Raw genomic sequence first — 18,216 nt, 5'->3', positions numbered from 1 at the left:
GGATAGCCTGGCGTGAAGTCGAAGATCACCGAGGGGAGGGGCGCGTGCGGGTACTCGGAGTGGACCCCGGACTGACCCGGTGCGGCGTGGGCGTCGTCGAGGGGGTCGCGGGCCGGCCGCTCACCATGGTGGACGTCGGGGTCGTACGCACGCCCGTGGACGCCGAGTTGGGGCGGCGCCTGGTCGCCATCGAGCAGGGCATCGAGCACTGGCTGGACGAGCACCGGCCCGAAGTCGTCGCCGTGGAGCGGGTGTTCAGCCAGCACAACGTCCGTACGGTGATGGGCACGGCCCAGGCCAGCGCCGTCGCCATGCTGTGCGCCGCCCGCCGCGGCCTCCCCGTCGCCCTGCACACCCCCAGCGAGGTCAAGGCCGCGGTCACCGGCAGCGGCCGCGCGGACAAGGCCCAGGTCGGCGCCATGGTCACCCGCCTGCTCCGGCTCGACGCACCCCCGAAGCCCGCCGACGCCGCCGACGCGCTGGCGCTCGCCATCTGCCACATCTGGCGCGCCCCCGCCCAGAACCGGCTCCAGCAGGCCGTCGCCCTGCACGCCGCCAACGCAACGAAAGGCCGTACGGCATGATCGCCTTCGTGAGCGGCACGGTCGCCGCGCTCGCCCCCGATGCCGCCGTCATCGAGGTGGGCGGGGTCGGCATGGCCCTGCAGTGCACGCCGAACACGCTCTCCACGCTCCGCCTCGGCCAGCCGGCCAAGCTCGCCACCTCCCTCGTCGTCAGGGAGGACTCGCTCACCCTCTACGGCTTCGTGGACGACGACGAGCGCCAGGTCTTCGAGCTGCTGCAGACGGCGAGCGGGGTCGGTCCCCGGCTCGCGCAGGCGATGCTGGCCGTGCACAGCCCCGACGCCCTGCGCCGCGCCATCGCCACGAGCGACGAGAAGGCCCTCACCGCCGTCCCCGGCATCGGAAAGAAGGGCGCGCAGAAGCTGCTGCTGGAGCTGAAGGACCGGCTGGGCGAGCCGATCGGCGCCCCCGTGGTCGGCGCACCCGTCACCCAGGGCTGGCGCGACCAGCTGCACGCCGCGCTGATCGGCCTCGGATACGCCACCCGCGAGGCCGACGAGGCCGTCTCCGCCGTGGCACCGCAGGCCGAGGCCGCCGGGGGCACGCCCCAGGTCGGCCAGCTGCTCAAGGCGGCCCTGCAGACCCTCAACCGCGCCCGCTGACACGACGGCCCCGCCGGCCGCCCCGACCGCGCCCGCCAGCTAGGAGATCTCCGTGAACTGGGACGACCCGACCGACGCCCCCGCCCCCGAGCGGCTCGTCGGTGCGTCCGCCGACCACGAGGACCAGGCCGTCGAGGCCGCCCTGCGCCCCAAGGACCTGGGCGAGTTCATCGGCCAGGAGAAGGTCCGCGAGCAGCTCGACCTCGTCCTGCGCGCCGCACGCGCGCGGGGCGCCACCGCCGACCATGTGCTGCTCTCCGGTGCCCCTGGCCTCGGCAAGACCACCCTCTCCATGATCATCGCGGCCGAGATGGGCGCCCCGATCCGTATCACCAGCGGCCCGGCCATCCAGCACGCGGGCGACCTGGCCGCGATCCTCTCCTCCCTGCAGGAGGGCGAGGTCCTCTTCCTCGACGAGATCCACCGCATGTCCCGGCCCGCCGAGGAGATGCTGTACATGGCGATGGAGGACTTCCGGGTCGACGTGATCGTCGGCAAGGGGCCCGGCGCCACCGCCATCCCGCTGGAGCTGCCCCCGTTCACGCTGGTCGGCGCCACCACGCGCGCGGGCCTGCTGCCGCCCCCGCTGCGCGACCGCTTCGGCTTCACCGCCCACATGGAGTTCTACGAGCCGGCCGAGCTGGAGCGTGTCATCCACCGCTCCGCGAACCTCCTCGACGTCGAGGTCCAGGGCGACGGCGCCGCGGAGATCGCCGGCCGCTCCCGCGGCACGCCCCGTATCGCCAACCGCCTGCTGCGCCGGGTGCGCGACTACGCCCAGGTCAAGGCCGACGGCATCATCACGCGGGACATCGCGGCGGCCGCCCTCGCGGTGTACGAGGTCGACGCCCGCGGCCTCGACCGCCTCGACCGCGGCGTCCTGGAGGCGCTGCTCAAGCTGTTCGGGGGCGGACCGGTCGGCCTGTCGACGCTCGCGGTCGCGGTGGGGGAGGAGCGCGAGACCGTCGAGGAGGTGGCCGAGCCGTTCCTCGTCCGGGAGGGTCTGCTCGCCCGCACCCCGCGCGGACGGGTCGCCACTCCGGCGGCCTGGGCGCACCTCGGGCTCACCCCGCCCCGCTCGGCCACTGCGGGAAACGGACAACAGGACCTGTTCGGGACGTGATGGCATCGTGACGGCGCGGGCATTGGCCGGGCCAGGAACCCAGGTGCCATGCTGAACGTTGTTCCCTGCGCGCGGACTCGCTTAGACTCCGCCGATGCCGCCGTTGTCGGCGGTATACATACCCCCATCCATCAGGCCGCTCCCCATCGCGGTCGTGCGAAGGAAAATCCGTCCCGTGAATAACATCGGCATGCTCCTCCCCTTCATCGTGCTCATCGGGGCCATGTTCCTCATGACCCGCTCGGCCAAGCGCAAGCAGACGCAGGCCGCACAGATGCGCAACGAGATGCAGCCCGGCAGCGGCGTCCGCACGATCGGGGGCATGTACGCGACGGTCAAGGAGGTCAACGAGGACACGGTCCTCCTCGACGCCGGCCCGGGCGTCGAGCTCCTCTTCGCGAAGAACGCCATCGGTTCCGTGCTGACCGACGACGAGTACAACCGCATCGTGCACGGCATCGAGCACGACCTGAAGTCCGACACCGACGTGGTCCCGGACGACGCCTCCTCCCTCACCGAGCACGACGACTCCGCCGACGAAGCTGCCGCCGCCTCCGACGACAAGTCCGTCGACCTCGGAAAGAAGGACGCGTCCGAGGAGCCGGCCGACGACACCGCGGCCGCCGAGGCCAAGTCGGCCGCCGAGGCCAAGTCGGACGCAGAGCCGAAGAAGACCGAGGGCGACTCCGAGGCGAAGTAGGAGTGCTCCAGGGCGCGCGGGCCAGCACCGCGCGCCCCGGAACACGTCCAGCTCGCAGCGGATCCCGACACCATGTCATGGCCGCCCGCCCCTGACCCGGCGCCGGGCGGCCCGAGAGGGAGTACGAGAAGGTGGCAGCACCTAAGAGGGGCCGGAGCGGGAGCGCCCAGAGCAAGCCGTGGCGACCGCTGGCCCTCATCCTGATCGCCATCGTGGCGCTCACCGGGGGAATGTTCGCCTCCGGCCACAGCACTCCACGTCTCGGCATCGACCTGGCCGGCGGCACGAGCATCACGCTCCGGGCGGTCGCCGAGCCGGGCCAGGAGTCCGCGATCAACAAGACCAACATGAACACCGCGGTCGACATCATGAACCGCCGTGTCAATGGTCTTGGTGTCTCGGAGGCCGAGGTTCAGACCCAGGGCGACAAGAACATCATCGTCAACATCCCCAAGGGCACGAACTCCAAGGAAGCGCGGCAGCAGGTGGGCACCACCGCCAAGCTGTACTTCCGCCCGGTGCTCGCCACCGAGGTCTCCGGCGGCGCCGCGACGGCCACTCCGTCGCCGAGCGCCTCCACCAGCGCCTCGGACAAGGCGACCGGCAAGGCCACGGACAAGGCGACCTCGTCCTCCTCCGCGACGCCGACGGCCACCGCCACGTCGCAGGGCCGCCCCGTCACCGACGGCCTCAAGGCCGACTCGACGCCGAGCGCCTCCGCGAGCGCCAAGGCCTCCTCCAGCGCCTCGCCGTCCGCGAGCAGCAGCGCCTCCAGCTCGACCAGCAAGCTCGAGGCGCAGTACGCCGCACTGGACTGCACCAAGAAGTCGGTCCGCGCCACGGCCGGCAAGGGCGCCAAGCCCACCGACACCACCGTCGCCTGCGGCCAGAACTCGCAGAAGCAGTGGCAGAAGTACATCCTCGGCCCCGCCCAGGTCGACGGCACCGACGTCAAGAAGGCGCAGGCCGTCTTCAACACGCAGACCGCCGCCGGCTGGACCGTCACCATGGACTTCACGTCCAAGGGCGCCAAGAAGTTCGCCGACGTCACCGGCAAGCTGGCCCAGAACCAGTCCCCGCAGAACCAGTTCGCGATCGTCCTCGACGGCGACGTCGTCTCCGACCCGTACGTGCGTCAGGCGCTGACCGGCGGCAACGCGGAGATCTCCGGCAGCTTCACCCAGGAGGAGGCGCAGAGCCTCGCCAACATGCTGTCGTACGGCGCCCTGCCGCTGTCCTTCAAGGAGGACAGCGTCACCACCGTGACCGCCGCGCTCGGCGGTGAGCAGCTGCACGCCGGGCTGATCGCCGGCGCGATCGGCCTCGCCCTGGTCGTCATCTACCTGCTGATCTTCTACAAGGGCCTGTCGGTCATCGCGATCCCGTCGCTGCTGGTCTCCGCGATCCTCACCTACGTGATCATGTCGCTGCTCGGCCCGACCATCGGCTTCGCGCTGAACCTGCCGGCCGTCTGCGGTGCGATCGTCGCGATCGGTATCACGGCGGACTCGTTCATCGTGTTCTTCGAACGCATCCGGGACGAGATCCGCGAGGGCCGCTCGCTGCGCCCCGCCGTCGAGCGCGCCTGGCCGCGCGCCCGGCGCACGATCCTGGTCTCCGACTTCGTGTCGTTCCTCGCCGCGGCGGTGCTGTTCATCGTCACGGTCGGCAAGGTCCAGGGCTTCGCGTTCACCCTGGGTCTGACCACCGTGCTCGACGTGGTCGTCGTCTTCCTGTTCACCAAGCCGCTGATGACGCTGCTGGCCCGCCGCAAGTTCTTCGCGAACGGCCACAAGTGGTCCGGCCTGGATCCGAAGGCACTCGGCGCCAAACCGCCGCTGCGCCGCACGCGCCGTCCGTCCCGTCCCGCCGCAGGCCCCGTCGACCCGAAGGAGGCCTGAGATGTCGAAACTCGGCAGCCTCGGCGCCCGACTCCACCGCGGCGAGGTCGGTTACGACTTCGTCGGCAAGCGCAAGATCTGGTACGGCGTCTCGATCCTGATCACCATCACGGCCATCCTGGGCCTGGCGGTGCGCGGCCTGAACATGGGCATCGAGTTCCAGGGCGGCGCCGTCTTCACGACGCCGAAGCACATGTCCGTCTCGGTCACCCAGGCCGAGTCGTTCGCGACGGAGGCCTCCGGCCACGACGCGGTCGTCCAGAAGCTCGGCGACGGCAGCCTGCGCATCCAGATCGCCGGCATCGACACCGACAAGTCCGACGCGATCAAGGACAAGCTCGCCACCGACCTGAAGGTCGACTCGGAGACCATCAACGCGGACCTGGTCGGCCCCAGCTGGGGTGACCAGATCGCCAACAAGGCCTGGGAGGGCCTGGCGATCTTCATGGTCCTCGTGGTGATCTACCTGGCGATCGCCTTCGAGTGGCGGATGGCCCTCGCGGCGCTCGTCGCCCTGATCCACGACATCACCATCACCACCGGCATCTACGCCCTCGTCGGCTTCGAGGTCACGCCGGGCACGGTGATCGGTCTGCTGACGATCCTCGGTTACTCGCTCTACGACACGGTCGTCGTCTTCGACAGCCTCAAGGAGCAGACGAAGGACATCACCAAGCAGACCCGCTGGACCTACAGCGACGTCGCCAACCGCTCGATCAACAGCACCCTGATGCGGTCCATCAACACCACCGTGGTGGCGCTGCTGCCGGTCGCGGGCCTGCTGTTCATCGGCGGCGGCTTCCTCGGCGCCGGCATGCTCAACGACATCTCGCTGTCGCTGTTCGTCGGCCTCGCGGCCGGTGCGTACTCCTCGATCTTCATCGCCACGCCGCTCGTCGCCGACCTCAAGGAGCGCGAGCCGCAGATGAAGGCGCTCAGGAAGCGCGTCCTGGCCAAGCGGGCGCAGGCCGCGGCCCAGGGCGAGCCGGTCGAGCCCGAGTACGTCGACGGGACGGACGACGACGAGCCCGAGGACGCCGCTCCCGCGGTCGTCGGCCCGCGCAACCAGGGTGGAGGCCGCAACCAGCCCTCGAACCGCAACCGCGGCCGTGGCCGCCCCTCGGGGAAGCGCCGATGACCGACATCGAGGAGCTGCTGCTCAGCCGCATCCGCGATGTGGCCGACTACCCGGAGCCGGGCGTGATGTTCAAGGACATCACCCCGCTCCTGGCGGACCCGGCCGCGTTCTCGGCGCTCACCGACGCGCTCGCCGAGATCGCCGACCGCACCGGCGCCACCAAGGTCGTCGGCCTGGAGGCCCGGGGCTTCATCCTCGGTGCCCCGGTCGCGATCCGCGCCGGGCTCGGCTTCATCCCCGTACGCAAGGCGGGCAAGCTCCCCGGAGCGACGCTGGGCCAGGCGTACGAGCTGGAGTACGGCACGGCGGAGATCGAGGTGCACGCCGAGGACCTGTCCGCCGACGACCGCATCCTGATCGTCGACGACGTCCTCGCCACCGGCGGCACCGCCGAGGCCTCGATCCAGCTGATCCGCCGGGCGGGTGCCGAGGTCGCGGGCCTCGCGGTCCTGATGGAGCTCGGCTTCCTCAGCGGCCGCGCCCGCCTGGAGCCGGCCCTCGGCGGGGCCCCGCTGGACGCCCTGCTGGTGGTCTGACCCCGCCGGCCCGTACCGTCCGAGCAGCGAAAGTACGGCCGCCCCGGCCCGTCCGGGGCGGCCGTTCCCGTCGGGAATGCCGCCGAGCGCCCCGCGTGTTTCAGGGGTGGACGGGCCTCACATCGGCCTGAAGGCGATCCTGCGGCGCAGGATCGCTACCATGGGGTCTCCGGAACCTGACCGGGGGACCCGGATCGCGCACGAGGAGTCCTCTTGCCAGACGAGGCCCAGCACCTGACTGCCGCCAAGCCCGAGTCAGCCTCGGCAGCCGCGGCCAAGCCCGCGCCGAGCACGCCGCACGCGAAGAACGACGCGGATGGGCCGGTGGAGCATGCCCAGTCCGCGCCCGTCGACAAGTCGGCCGAGCAGTCGCGCCCGAAGCCCGCTCCGCCCGAGGGCTCCACGCCCGCGCAGTCGGCGGTCCGCCCGAACAGCGGCCAGCCGGCCCGCTCGGGCTCCTCCAACCGCGTCCGCGCCCGCCTCGCCCGTCTCGGTGTCCAGCGCTCCAACCCGTACAACCCGGTGCTGGAGCCGCTGCTGCGGATAGTGCGCAGCAACGACCCGAAGATCGAGACGGCCACGCTGCGGCAGATAGAGAAGGCCTACCAGGTCGCCGAGCGCTGGCACCGCGGCCAGAAGCGCAAGAGCGGCGACCCGTACATCACGCACCCGCTCGCCGTCACCACCATCCTCGCCGAGCTGGGCATGGATCCGGCCACGCTGATGGCGGGCCTGCTGCACGACACCGTCGAGGACACCGAGTACGGCCTGGAGCAGCTGCGCCGCGACTTCGGCGACGCGGTCGCCCTGCTCGTCGACGGCGTCACCAAGCTGGACAAGGTCAAGTTCGGCGAGGCCGCGCAGGCCGAGACCGTGCGCAAGATGGTCGTCGCCATGGCCAAGGACCCGCGCGTCCTGGTCATCAAGCTCGCCGACCGCCTGCACAACATGCGCACCATGCGGTACCTCAAGCGCGAGAAGCAGGAGAAGAAGGCGCGCGAGACCCTCGAGATCTACGCGCCGCTCGCCCACCGCCTGGGCATGAACACCATCAAGTGGGAGCTGGAGGACCTCGCCTTCGCGATCCTCTACCCCAAGATGTACGACGAGATCGTCCGGCTGGTGGCCGAGCGGGCACCGAAGCGTGACGAGTACCTGGCCATAGTGACCGACGAGGTCCAGCAGGACCTGCGCGCCGCCCGCATCAAGGCGACCGTCACCGGCCGCCCGAAGCACTACTACAGCGTCTACCAGAAGATGATCGTCCGCGGCCGCGACTTCGCGGAGATCTACGACCTGGTGGGCATCCGCGTCCTCGTCGACACGGTCCGCGACTGCTACGCCGCCCTCGGCACGGTGCACGCGCGATGGAACCCGGTCCCCGGCCGGTTCAAGGACTACATCGCGATGCCCAAGTTCAACATGTACCAGTCGCTGCACACGACGGTCATCGGCCCCAACGGCAAGCCCGTCGAGCTGCAGATCCGCACCTTCGACATGCACCGCCGCGCCGAGTACGGCATCGCCGCGCACTGGAAGTACAAGCAGGAGGCCGTCGCCGGTGCCTCCAAGGTGCGTACCGACGTGCCCAAGGCCGGCAAGGGCAAGGACGACCACCTCAACGACATGGCGTGGCTGCGCCAGCTGCTCGACTGGCAGAAGGAGACCGAGGACCCGGGCGAGTTCCTGGAGTCCCTGCGCTTCGACCTGTCGCGCAACGAGGTCTTCGTCTTCACGCCCAAGGGCGACGTGATCGCGCTCCCGGCCGGGGCCACCCCGGTCGACTTCGCCTACGCGGTCCACACCGAGGTCGGCCACCGGACCATAGGAGCACGGGTCAACGGCCGCCTCGTACCGCTGGAGTCCACCCTGGACAACGGCGACCTGGTCGAGGTCTTCACCTCCAAGGCGGCCGGCGCGGGTCCCTCCCGGGACTGGCTCGGCTTCGTCAAGTCACCGCGTGCCCGCAACAAGATCCGGGCCTGGTTCTCCAAGGAGCGCCGCGACGAGGCGATCGAGCAGGGCAAGGACGCCATCGTCCGCGCCATGCGCAAGCAGAACCTGCCGATCCAGCGCATCCTGACCGGCGACTCGCTCGTCACGCTCGCCCACGAGATGCGCTACGCCGACATCTCGGCGCTGTACGCGGCGATCGGCGAGGGCCATGTCTCCGCGCAGAACATCGTGCAGAAGCTGGTCCAGGCGCTCGGCGGCGAGGAGGCGGCCACCGAGGAGATCGACGAGTCGGTCCCGCCGACCCGCAGCCGCAGCCGCAAGCGCCGCTCCAGCGCCGACCCGGGCGTCATCGTCAAGGGCGTCGAGGACGTGTGGGTCAAGCTGGCCCGGTGCTGTACGCCGGTCCCGGGCGACCCCATCATCGGGTTCGTCACGCGCGGCAGCGGCGTCTCGGTGCACCGCAGCGACTGCGTGAACGTGGACTCGCTGTCCCGTGAGCCCGAGCGCATCCTCGAGGTCGAGTGGGCGCCCACCCAGTCCTCGGTCTTCCTGGTCGCCATCCAGGTCGAGGCGCTGGACCGCTCGCGTCTGCTGTCGGACGTCACGCGCGTCCTGTCCGACCAGCACGTCAACATCCTCTCCGCGGCCGTGCAGACCTCCCGCGACCGGGTGGCCACCTCCCGCTTCACCTTCGAGATGGGCGACCCGAAGCACCTCGGACACGTCCTGAAGGCGGTCCGCGGCGTGGAGGGCGTCTACGACGTCTACCGCGTGACGTCGGCGCGCAGCAGGTCGTAGCCGGAGCCGTACGACGAGAAGGGCCCGTACCGCGAGGTACGGGCCCTTCTCGTACTGTCACGTCCGGATCCCGGACGGCGCGTGGGTCAGCCGCCGAACTCCTGCAGGCCCTTCAGCGCCTGGTCCAGCAGGGCCTGGCGGCCCTCCAGCTCCCGCTCGAGCTTGTCGGCCCTGGCGTTGTTGCCCTGGGCGCGCGCCTGCTCGATCTGGCCCCTGAGCTTGTCCACGGCCGCCTGCAGCTGCCCGGTCAGACCCTCGGCACGCGCGCGTGCCTCCGGGTTCGTCCGGCGCCACTCCGACTCCTCGGCCTCCTGGATGGCCCGCTCCACGGCGTGCATCCGGCCCTCGACCTTCGGGCGGGCGTCCCGCGGCACATGGCCGATGGCCTCCCAGCGCTCGTTGACCGAGCGGAAGGCGGCGCGGGCCGCCTTCAGGTCCGTCACCGGGAGGATCTTCTCGGCCTCCTCGGCCAGCTCCTCCTTGAGCTTGAGGTTCTCGGACTGCTCGGCGTCCCGCTCGGCGAAGACCGAGCTGCGGGCGGCGAAGAAGATGTCCTGGGCGCCGCGGAAGCGGTTCCACAGGTCGTCCTCGTGCTCGCGCTGGGCGCGGCCCGCGGCCTTCCACTCCGCCATCAGCTCGCGGTAGCGCGCCGCGGTCGGACCCCACTCCGTGGAGCCGGACATTGCCTCGGCCTCCGAGACCAGCCGCTCCTTGATCTTGCGGGCCTCCTCGCGCTGCGCGTCCAGCGCCGCGAAGTGGGCCTTGCGCCGCTTGGAGAACGCCGAGCGGGCGTGCGAGAAGCGGTGCCACAGCTCGTCGTCCGACTTGCGGTCCAGGCGCGGCAGGCTCTTCCAGGTGTCCACCAGCGCCCGCAGCCGCTCGCCGGCCGCCCGCCACTGGTCGGACTGCGCCAGCTGCTCCGCCTCGACGACCAGGTCCTCCTTGGCGTGCCGCGCCTCGTCGGACTGCTTCGCGCGCTGCTGCTTGCGCTCCTCGCGGCGCGCCTCGACGCTCTGGACCAGCTTGTCCAGGCGGATCTTCAGGGCGTCCAGGTCGCCGACCGCGTGGTGGGCGTCGACCTGCTCACGGATGTGATCGATGGCGGTCTGCGCGTCCTTCGCGGACAGGTCGGTGGTCTTGACTCGCTTCTCGAGGAGGCCGATCTCGACAACCAGGCCCTCGTACTTGCGCTCGAAGTAGGCCAGCGCCTCCTCGGGGGAGCCGGCCTGCCAGGATCCGACGACCTGCTCGCCGTCGGCCGTACGCACGTACACGGTCCCCGTCTCGTCGACGCGTCCCCACGGGTCGCTGCTCACAGCGCCTCCTCCACATGATGCCTGCGGGGGGCCTCAGCACCCCCGGGCATCGTCCACAGTTTCGTCACGGCCAACATAGGCGACGTGCGGGTGACCTGTCCGCATCCCGCGCGACCGAAATTTCGCACTTGACGCTCAGGACTTGGTGATCGTCGCCTTGTTGATCACCACGGTCGCGTTGGGCGCCGTGTTGCCGGTCGTGGGGTCGGCCGCGGCGGCTCCGGCGGCGGCGATCTTCTTGAGGACCTTCATGCCGTCCTTGGAGATCGTGCCGAACGGTGTGTAGTCGGGCGGCAGCGGGCTGTCCTGGTAGACGAGGAAGAACTGGCTGCCGCCGGTGTTGCGGCCCTTCTTGGTCTGCGGGTTGTACTGGTTGGCCATGGCGACCGTGCCGGCCGGGTACACCTGGCCCTTGAGGCTCTTGTCCTTCAGGTTCTCGTCCGGGATGGTGTAGCCCGGTCCGCCCGTGCCGGTGGCCGTCGGGTCACCGCACTGCAGCACGTAGATGCCCTGGGGAACCAGCCGGTGGCACTTGGTGTGGTCCAAGTACCCCTTGCTCACAAGGAAGTTGAAGGAGTTGACGGTGTGCGGCGCCGCCGACGCCTTCAGCGCGACACCTATGTCACCGCAGGTCGTGGCGAGGTTCATGGTGTACTTCGCCGACTTGTCGATGGTGAGCGCCGGCTCCTTCTTCCAGCTGAGCTTCTTCACGGAGCCCTTGGCCGGCTTGGCGCACGGGTCCGGAGCCTTGCTGGTCGCGGCCGCGCTCGGGGTCGTCTGCGAGCTGGCGTTGGCCTTGTCGTCGCTCTTGTGGTCCTTGAAGGCGTCGGTCGTGTAGAGGACCACGCTGCCGATCACGATCACGCCGAGCACGGACGCGATCACCGAATTGCGCATCCTGGCCTTGCGCCGCGCGGCCGTGCGCCGCTGCTGCTGGCGCAGGAACTTCTCCCGGGCGAGCTGGCGCTTCCGCTGTTCCTGGGTGACCACCGGGTTCTCTCCTCATGCGTCTCGTACGTCGACTGGGACGCGTGCGTCTTGTGAGCCGACCGCCTGCGTGTGCCCCGTACCGTATATGGGTTCGCTGAGGATTCGGCAGCGCCGGTAGGCTCTGACAGCAGCTGTAGCCGTCTGTAATCGACACAACGAAGGACGATCGTGCTCATTGCCGGGTTCCCCGCCGGGGCCTGGGGGACGAACTGTTATCTCGTCGCCCCCGCCGCCGGTGAGGAGTGCGTGATCATCGACCCGGGCCACCAGGCCACCCAAGGCGTCGAGGAAGCGCTGAAGAAGCATCGGCTCAAGCCCGTCGCCGTCGTCCTCACCCACGGCCACATCGATCATGTGGCCTCGGTCGTCCCGGTGTGCGGCGCACACGACGTACCGGCGTGGATCCACCCCGAGGACCGCTACATGATGGCGGACCCCGAGAAGGCGCTCGGCCGCTCCATCGGCATGCCGCTGATGGGCGAGCTGACCGTGGGGGAGCCCGACGACGTCAAGGAGCTCACCGACGGCGCGCGACTCGCGCTCGCCGGCCTGGAGTTCTCCGTCGCGCACGCGCCCGGCCATACCAAGGGGTCGGTGACCTTCCAGATGCCCGAGACGAGCGACATCCCGTCGGTCTTCTTCTCCGGGGATCTGCTCTTCGCCGGCTCCATCGGACGCACCGACCTGCCCGGCGGTGACATGGCCGAGATGCTCGACTCGCTGGCCCGCGTGTGCCTGCCCCTCGAGGACTCGACCGTGGTGCTGTCCGGCCACGGCCCCCAGACGACCATCGGCCAGGAGCGCGCCACCAACCCGTATCTGCGGCAGGTGGCCGCCGGCCCGGGAGCGCACCCCGATGCCGCTCCCCGACGAGGAATGTGACGAGACCTTCCGTGAGCACCTTCAAGGCCCCCAAGGGCACGTACGACCTGATCCCGCCGGACAGCGCCAAGTACCTGGCGGTCCGCGAGGCGATCGCCGCACCGCTGCGCAACTCCGGCTACGGCTACATCGAGACGCCCGGCTTCGAGAACGTCGAGCTGTTCGCGCGCGGTGTCGGTGAGTCCACCGACATCGTGACCAAGGAGATGTACGCCTTCGAGACCAAGGGCGGCGACCGCCTCGCGCTGCGCCCCGAGGGCACGGCGTCCGTGCTGCGCGCGGCGCTGGAGGCCAACCTGCACAAGGCGGGCAACCTGCCGGTCAAGCTCTGGTACTCGGGCTCCTACTACCGCTACGAGCGTCCGCAGAAGGGCCGCTACAGGCACTTCTCGCAGGTCGGCGCCGAGGCGATCGGGGCCGAGGACCCGGCGCTGGACGCCGAGCTGATCATCCTGGCCGACCAGGCGTACCGCTCGCTGGGGCTGAGCAACTTCCGCATCCTGCTCAACAGTCTGGGCGACAAGGAGTGCCGTCCCGTCTACCGGGCCGCGCTGCAGGACTTCCTGCGCGGCCTGGACCTGGACGAGGACACGCTGCGTCGTGCGGAGATCAACCCGCTGCGCGTCCTGGACGACAAGCGGGAGTCGGTCCAGAAGCAGCTGGGCGGCGCCCCGCTGCTGCGCGACTACCTCTGCGACGCGTGCAAGGCGTACCACGAGGAGGTCCGCGAGCTGATCACGGCGGCGGGCGTGGCCTTCGAGGACGACCCGAAGCTGGTGCGCGGCCTCGACTACTACACCCGTACGACCTTCGAGTTCGTCCACGACGGTCTGGGCTCGCAGTCCGCGGTGGGCGGCGGGGGGCGCTACGACGGCCTGTCGGAGATGATCGGCGGCCCCGCGCTCCCGTCCGTCGGCTGGGCCCTCGGCGTGGACCGTACCGTCCTGGCGCTGGAGGCGGAGGGCGTCGAGCTCGAACTCCCCTCCACCACCAGCGTGTTCGCGGTGCCGCTCGGCGAGGAGGCGCGGCGCGTGCTGTTCGGCAAGGTGACCGAGCTGCGCAAGCTCGGCATCGCGGCCGACTTCTCCTACGGTGCCAAGGGGCTCAAGGGCGCCATGAAGAACGCCAACCGCAGCGGCGCCCGTTACACGGTCGTCGCGGGCGAACGCGACCTCGCCGAGGGCGTCGTCCAGCTCAAGGACATGGACTCCGGCGAGCAGACGGCGGTCGGCGTGAACGAGATCGTGGCGGAGCTGGAGTCGCGGCTGGGCTGAGCCCGGTGGAGTGAGGGGGCCGCGCGTCCCCTCACTCCAGCAGCCCGAACCGCATCGCACTCGTGACGGCCGCTGTCCGGTCGTCGACGCCCAACTTGCCGAAGGCCCGCAGCAGATGGGTCTTCACGGTCGACTCCCCGATGAACAGCCGGCGCCCGATCTCCGCGTTGGTGCAGCCCTCCGCCACCAGCCGCAGCACCGCCGTCTCCCGCTCGGAGAGCCGTGGCCGCTCCGGCTTCGTACGCAGCCGGTCGACCAGCCGGGCGGCCACGGAGGGCGCGAGGACCGTCTCGCCGCGTGCGGCCGAGCGGATCGCCTCCGCCAGTTCGCCCCGCGGCATGTCCTTGAGCAGATAGCCCGCCGCCCCGGCCTCCACCGCCCGCAGGATGTCCCGGTCCGTCTCGTACGTCGTCAGGACGATCACCCGGCACGGCAGCCCGGTCTCGCCCATCCGCAGGATCGAGTCCACGCCCCCGCCGCCCGGCATCCGCAGGTCCATCAGCACGATGTCGGGCCGCAGTTGAGCCGCCAGCGCCTCCGCCTGCGGCCCGCTCGCCGCGTCGGCGACGACGTCGAGGTCCGGCTCGGCACTGAGCATCGCCCGCAGGCCCTCCCGTACGACGGGATGGTCGTCGGCGAGGATGATCCGGATCACGAGGAGCTCCTCAGAAGCGAGACCGGCAGTCTGACCGTCACCGTCGTGCCGTCGCCCGGTGCGCTGCGGATGCGCGCCGTGCCGCCGACCTCGGTGGCCCGGGCGCGCAGCCCCGCGAGACCGTAGCCCTCGCACGGCGCACCCGGGTCGAAGCCGTGTCCGTCGTCCCGTACCGACACCGTGAGCGTGTCGTCGGCGTACGCCAGCGCGATGTCCACGGCCGCCGAACTCCCCGCGTGCTTGCGGGCGTTGGCGAGTGCCTCCTGGCAGGTGCGCAGGGCCACCACCTCCGGTCCGGCCGGCAGCGGCCGCACCGGGCCGGTCACGTCCAGCGTCGCCCCGTGCCGGGCGGCGAGCCGGCGCAGCGCGTCCGGCAGCGAGGCGCCGTCCAGGTCGGCGGGCGCCGCCCCGGCGACCAGGGCACGGGCCTCGGCGAGGTTCTGCCGGGCCGTCTCGTCCATCAGGGCCAGATGGCGGCGGGCCTGCGGGACGTCGTGGCCGAGCTCCGCCTCCACCGCCTGGATCAGCATGAGCAGGCTCGTGAAGCCCTGCGCGAGGGTGTCGTGGATCTCGCGCGCCATGCGCTCGCGCTCGGTCAGCGCCCCGTGCGCGGCGGACAGGCGCGAGACCTCGTGCCGGCTCGCGTCCAGCTCGGCGATGAGCGCGGCCCGCTCCTGGCTCTGCTCGATGATCCGGATCACCCAGGTGCCGACGGCCACCGAGAAGACCAGACTGACCCCCGCGAACAGCCCGTTGAAGAAGACGTCCTGGTCGCTCGGCCACCACAGCAGCGCCCAGCCCACCACCGGCACGACGTTGATCACGGCCACCACCGTGATCGCCCACCGCATCCGCAGGGTCATGAAGCACTGGGGGACCAGCGCGAAGGTCATCACCCGGGTCTCGCCGACCAGGATCGCCGAGGGCAGGAACAGGGCCGTCATCGCGACGAGGTAGAGCAGCGCCCGGCGCTCGGGCGGCGGATCGCCGCGCAGCAGGGGGCGCCCGATCCGCACGAACAGCGGGATCAGCGGCACCAGCAGCGCCGCCGCGGTGAGGCGGACCGGCCACCCCGGACGGTCCGCGCCGAGCACGAACGCCAGGGTGGCCAGCCAGATCAGCGCGAAGTAGGAGTCCCAGAGCCGGAAGGAGCGGTCCCAGGTGTACGCGCCGACGCCCTGCGCCGGACCCGTCATCCGTCGCGCCGGTTCTTCCACCGGAAGGTCAGCAGACACAGCACCAATCCTCCGACGCACCACGCCCCGAGCACCAGGGCGACCTTGCCGAACTCCCAGGCGCCGGCCTGCTCCAGGACCTGTGCCGAGTCCGGCAGGAACACCCCGCGCAGGCCCTGGCACATCCACTTCAGCGGGAACAGCGCCCCGATGTTCAGCATCCAGTCGGGGATGGTGTCGATCGCGATGTAGACGCCCGAGATGAACTGCAGCACCAGGAAGGGCAGGACGACCACGGAGGTCGCGCTCCGGCCCGACTTCGGCACCGAGCTGACCGCGATGCCGAGCAGCGCGCACGCCGTCAGGCCGAGGACGAAGATCCAGGCGAGGTCGAGCCAGCGGGCCGCGTCCGAGGGCAGGTCGACACCGTAGAAGGTGGTGCCGACGAGCAGCAGGATCGCCGTCTCCAGCACGCCGGTGCACAGAACCAGCCAGATCTTGCCGAGGAAGTACGCGGCCGGCGGCATCGGCGTCCCGCGCAGCCGGCGCAGCACCTTCTCGTCCCGCTCGATGGCGATCGAGATGCCGAGCGACTGGAAGCTCGTCGACATGATGCCGGCGGCCATCATCGCCGGGACGTACAGCTGCGAGGCGGTGATCCCGGCGCCCTTCACGTCGTCGCTGAAGATCGACGCGAACAGGAACAGGAACACCACCGGGAACGCGAACGTGAACACCACCTGCTCGCGCTGCCGGAAGAACTGCTTGATCTCCAGGGCGCCCCGCTGCAGCCCCAGTCCCCAGGCCCCCGGCAGCCGCCCGGTCGTCGTCCCGGCCCTCGTCGGTGCGGCGGTCGTGGTCATCGGGCGTCCTCCTGTCCGGTGAGCCGGAGGTAGACGTCCTCCAGCGTGGGGCGGCTCACCCTGAGGTCCGGGATCTCGCCGTCGAAGCGGTGCATCAGCTCGGCGACCGTCCGGGTCGGGGTGTCCGTGCGCTCGGTACGGGTGGCGCCGTCGGCCTCGGTCCATCCGACGGTGGCCCCGGTGCCGAACTGCTTGCGCAGGTCGGCCGGTTCGCCCATGGCGACGACCTTGCCCTTGGCCACCACCGCGAGCCGGTCGGCGAGCGCCTCCGCCTCCTCCAGGTAGTGCGTGGTCAGCAGGATGGTCGTGCCCTCGTCCGCGAGCAGCCGGATCAGGTCCCAGAACTGCCGCCGCGCCGCCGGGTCGAACCCTGTCGTCGGCTCGTCCAGGAGCAGCAGGTCGGGGCCGCCGATCACACCGAGTGCCACGTCGAGACGCCTGCGCTGACCGCCCGACAGCGCCTTGATGCGGCTGTTCGCCTTGGCCTCGAGACCCACCAGGCCGATGACCTCCTCCGGGTCGCGCGGCCTCGGGTAGTAGCGCGCGAAATGCCGTACGGTCTCGCGGACCGTCAACTCGGCGGGCGCCGATTCGTCCTGCCAGACGATTCCCACACGGGACCTCCACGCGCGCGTACCGGCCGCCGGGTCGGAGCCGAGCACCGACACCTCGCCCGCGTCCCGGCTGCGGTTGCCCTGGAGGATCTCCACGGTCGTCGATTTGCCCGCGCCGTTGGGTCCGAGCAGGCCGAACACCTCGCCCGGGCGGATCCCGAGATCGATGCCGTCCACCGCGGTCACGTCCCCGTACTGCTTGCGCAGCCCCCGTACGTCCACCGCGAGTTCGTTCGCGTGTGTTGTCATGCCCCCAAGACTCGGCCGGAACCGAACGTTCAGGGACGACCGTGCGTACTTCCTTATGTCCACCGAACGGTGGACACGGGGCCGAGTGCGGCACAATGGCCCCTGCCCGAAGAAGGTCCAACTCTCAAGCAGACGGAATCGGCGTGATGAGCAAGACCACAGTCAAAGACGTCTCCACCGAGCCCGAACCCGCTTCCGGCAACGGCTCCGCCGCGCCACGGACGGTGGGCGGCAGCCGTGCCTTCGCACTGCTGCTGGTGATCACGGGCGCGGCCGGTCTGCTCGCCGCGTGGGTCATCACGATCGACAAGTTCAAGCTGCTCGAGGCCAAGGTCGAGGGCAAGACCTTCACCCCCGGGTGCAGCCTCAACCCGGTCGTCTCCTGCGGCAGCGTCATGGAGTCCAAGCAGGCCGCGGCCTTCGGCTTCCCCAACCCGATGCTCGGCCTCGTCGCCTACGGCATCGTCATCTGCGTCGGCATGAGCCTGCTGGCCCGCGCCCGCTTCCCGCGCTGGTACTGGCTGACCTTCAACTTCGGCACGCTCTTCGGCGTGGGCTTCTGCAGCTGGCTGCAGTTCCAGTCCCTGTACCGGATCAACGCGCTGTGCCTGTGGTGCTCGCTGGCCTGGGTCGCGACGATCATCATGTTCTGGTACGTGACGTCGTTCAACATCCGCAACGACTTCCTGCCCGCCCCGCGCTGGCTGAAGGGCTTCTTCGGCGAGTTCACCTGGGTCCTGCCCGTCCTGCACATCGGCATCATCGGCATGCTGGTGCTGACCCGCTGGTGGGACTTCTGGACCAGCTGACGTCCGGTCCCCAGGGCCCGGAGGGATTGTCGGTGCGGTGATTTAGGGTTT

The 18,216-nt window shown here is 70.5% G+C and carries 17 protein-coding genes; 11 read left to right on the top strand and 6 right to left on the bottom strand.

The genetic code is table 11. From position 1 onward, the window contains the following. Nucleotides 1-44 precede the first annotated feature (44 nt). The 8 genes from ruvC (at nucleotide 45) to relA (ending at nucleotide 9,338) form a co-directional block, all read left to right on the top strand. Complete coding sequence (gene ruvC, locus ACFU97_RS36165; protein WP_384264986.1) at nucleotides 45-584, top strand: crossover junction endodeoxyribonuclease RuvC; 540 nt, start codon at nucleotides 45-47, stop codon at nucleotides 582-584. Continuing rightward, complete coding sequence (gene ruvA, locus ACFU97_RS36160; protein WP_384264984.1) at nucleotides 581-1,186, top strand: Holliday junction branch migration protein RuvA; 606 nt, start codon at nucleotides 581-583, stop codon at nucleotides 1,184-1,186. The genes ruvC and ruvA overlap by 4 nt, the downstream gene beginning before the upstream one ends. Before the next feature lie 52 nt (nucleotides 1,187-1,238). Then, a complete protein-coding gene (gene ruvB / locus ACFU97_RS36155) occupies nucleotides 1,239-2,309 on the top strand; it encodes a Holliday junction branch migration DNA helicase RuvB (protein ID WP_384264982.1) in 1,071 nt (356 codons plus the stop codon). A gap of 190 nt (nucleotides 2,310-2,499) precedes the next feature. Then, nucleotides 2,500-3,009, top strand: a complete 510-nt coding sequence (yajC, locus tag ACFU97_RS36150; RefSeq protein ID WP_384265065.1) for a preprotein translocase subunit YajC — start codon at nucleotides 2,500-2,502, stop codon at nucleotides 3,007-3,009. A 131-nt stretch (nucleotides 3,010-3,140) separates the two neighbouring features. Beyond that, on the top strand, nucleotides 3,141-4,910 hold the full coding sequence (gene secD, locus ACFU97_RS36145; protein WP_384264980.1) for a protein translocase subunit SecD: 1,770 nt from the start codon (nucleotides 3,141-3,143) through the stop codon (nucleotides 4,908-4,910). Between the two features lies 1 nt (nucleotide 4,911). Beyond that, nucleotides 4,912-6,048 carry a protein translocase subunit SecF gene (gene secF / locus ACFU97_RS36140; RefSeq protein WP_384264979.1) on the top strand — a complete coding sequence of 379 codons (1,137 nt, stop codon included), beginning with the start codon at nucleotides 4,912-4,914 and terminating at the stop codon, nucleotides 6,046-6,048. After that, the gene (locus ACFU97_RS36135) at nucleotides 6,045-6,584 is read left to right on the top strand and encodes an adenine phosphoribosyltransferase (protein WP_384264977.1); all 540 of its coding nucleotides are present in this window, start codon (nucleotides 6,045-6,047) and stop codon (nucleotides 6,582-6,584) included. Before secF ends, ACFU97_RS36135 begins: the two co-directional genes overlap by 4 nt. Nucleotides 6,585-6,797: 213 nt before the next feature. Then, nucleotides 6,798-9,338, top strand: coding sequence for a GTP pyrophosphokinase (relA, locus tag ACFU97_RS36130; RefSeq protein WP_384264975.1), 2,541 nt, complete (start codon nucleotides 6,798-6,800; stop codon nucleotides 9,336-9,338). An 86-nt stretch (nucleotides 9,339-9,424) separates the two neighbouring features. Here the strand turns inward: relA and ACFU97_RS36125 are convergent, their stop codons facing one another. Together ACFU97_RS36125 and ACFU97_RS36120 are read right to left on the bottom strand one after the other, a co-directional pair. Continuing rightward, nucleotides 9,425-10,654 (bottom strand): DUF349 domain-containing protein, encoded by a 1,230-nt coding sequence (locus tag ACFU97_RS36125; RefSeq protein WP_384264974.1) that lies wholly within the window; start codon nucleotides 10,652-10,654, stop codon nucleotides 9,425-9,427. 135 nt (nucleotides 10,655-10,789) lie between these two features. Next, entirely contained in the window at nucleotides 10,790-11,644 is an 855-nt protein-coding gene (locus ACFU97_RS36120; protein WP_384264972.1) for a peptidylprolyl isomerase, read from the bottom strand. Between the two features lie 168 nt (nucleotides 11,645-11,812). On the opposite strand from ACFU97_RS36120, the gene ACFU97_RS36115 reads away from it, so the two are divergent. Continuing rightward, nucleotides 11,813-12,526, top strand: coding sequence for an MBL fold metallo-hydrolase (locus ACFU97_RS36115; protein ID WP_384264971.1), 714 nt, complete (start codon nucleotides 11,813-11,815; stop codon nucleotides 12,524-12,526). Between the two features lie 11 nt (nucleotides 12,527-12,537). Then, complete coding sequence (hisS, locus tag ACFU97_RS36110; RefSeq protein WP_384264970.1) at nucleotides 12,538-13,800, top strand: histidine--tRNA ligase; 1,263 nt, start codon at nucleotides 12,538-12,540, stop codon at nucleotides 13,798-13,800. A gap of 31 nt (nucleotides 13,801-13,831) precedes the next feature. Here the strand turns inward: hisS and ACFU97_RS36105 are convergent, their stop codons facing one another. The 4 genes from ACFU97_RS36105 to ACFU97_RS36090 are packed head-to-tail and all read right to left on the bottom strand — an operon-like array spanning nucleotide 13,832 to nucleotide 17,356. After that, on the bottom strand, nucleotides 13,832-14,455 hold the full coding sequence (locus ACFU97_RS36105) for a response regulator (RefSeq protein WP_384264968.1): 624 nt from the start codon (nucleotides 14,453-14,455) through the stop codon (nucleotides 13,832-13,834). Further along, nucleotides 14,452-15,651, bottom strand: a complete 1,200-nt coding sequence (locus ACFU97_RS36100) for a sensor histidine kinase (RefSeq protein ID WP_384265064.1) — start codon at nucleotides 15,649-15,651, stop codon at nucleotides 14,452-14,454. The genes ACFU97_RS36105 and ACFU97_RS36100 overlap by 4 nt, the downstream gene beginning before the upstream one ends. Further along, a complete protein-coding gene (locus ACFU97_RS36095) occupies nucleotides 15,648-16,493 on the bottom strand; it encodes an ABC transporter permease (protein WP_384264967.1) in 846 nt (281 codons plus the stop codon). Before ACFU97_RS36095 ends, ACFU97_RS36100 begins: the two co-directional genes overlap by 4 nt. Beyond that, nucleotides 16,490-17,356, bottom strand: a complete 867-nt coding sequence (locus ACFU97_RS36090) for an ABC transporter ATP-binding protein (protein WP_384264965.1) — start codon at nucleotides 17,354-17,356, stop codon at nucleotides 16,490-16,492. Before ACFU97_RS36090 ends, ACFU97_RS36095 begins: the two co-directional genes overlap by 4 nt. Nucleotides 17,357-17,502: 146 nt before the next feature. Between ACFU97_RS36090 and ACFU97_RS36085 the strand changes: the two genes are divergently transcribed. Continuing rightward, a complete protein-coding gene (locus ACFU97_RS36085) occupies nucleotides 17,503-18,165 on the top strand; it encodes a vitamin K epoxide reductase family protein (protein ID WP_384264964.1) in 663 nt (220 codons plus the stop codon). The last annotated feature ends 51 nt before the right edge of the window (nucleotides 18,166-18,216 follow it).

Source organism: Streptomyces sp. NPDC057616, assembly GCF_042800575.1.
In the GTDB taxonomy this organism is placed as follows: domain Bacteria; phylum Actinomycetota; class Actinomycetes; order Streptomycetales; family Streptomycetaceae; genus Streptomyces.
Note: the sequence above shows the minus strand (reverse complement) of the source record. Positions and strands in the feature narration are given on the sequence as shown.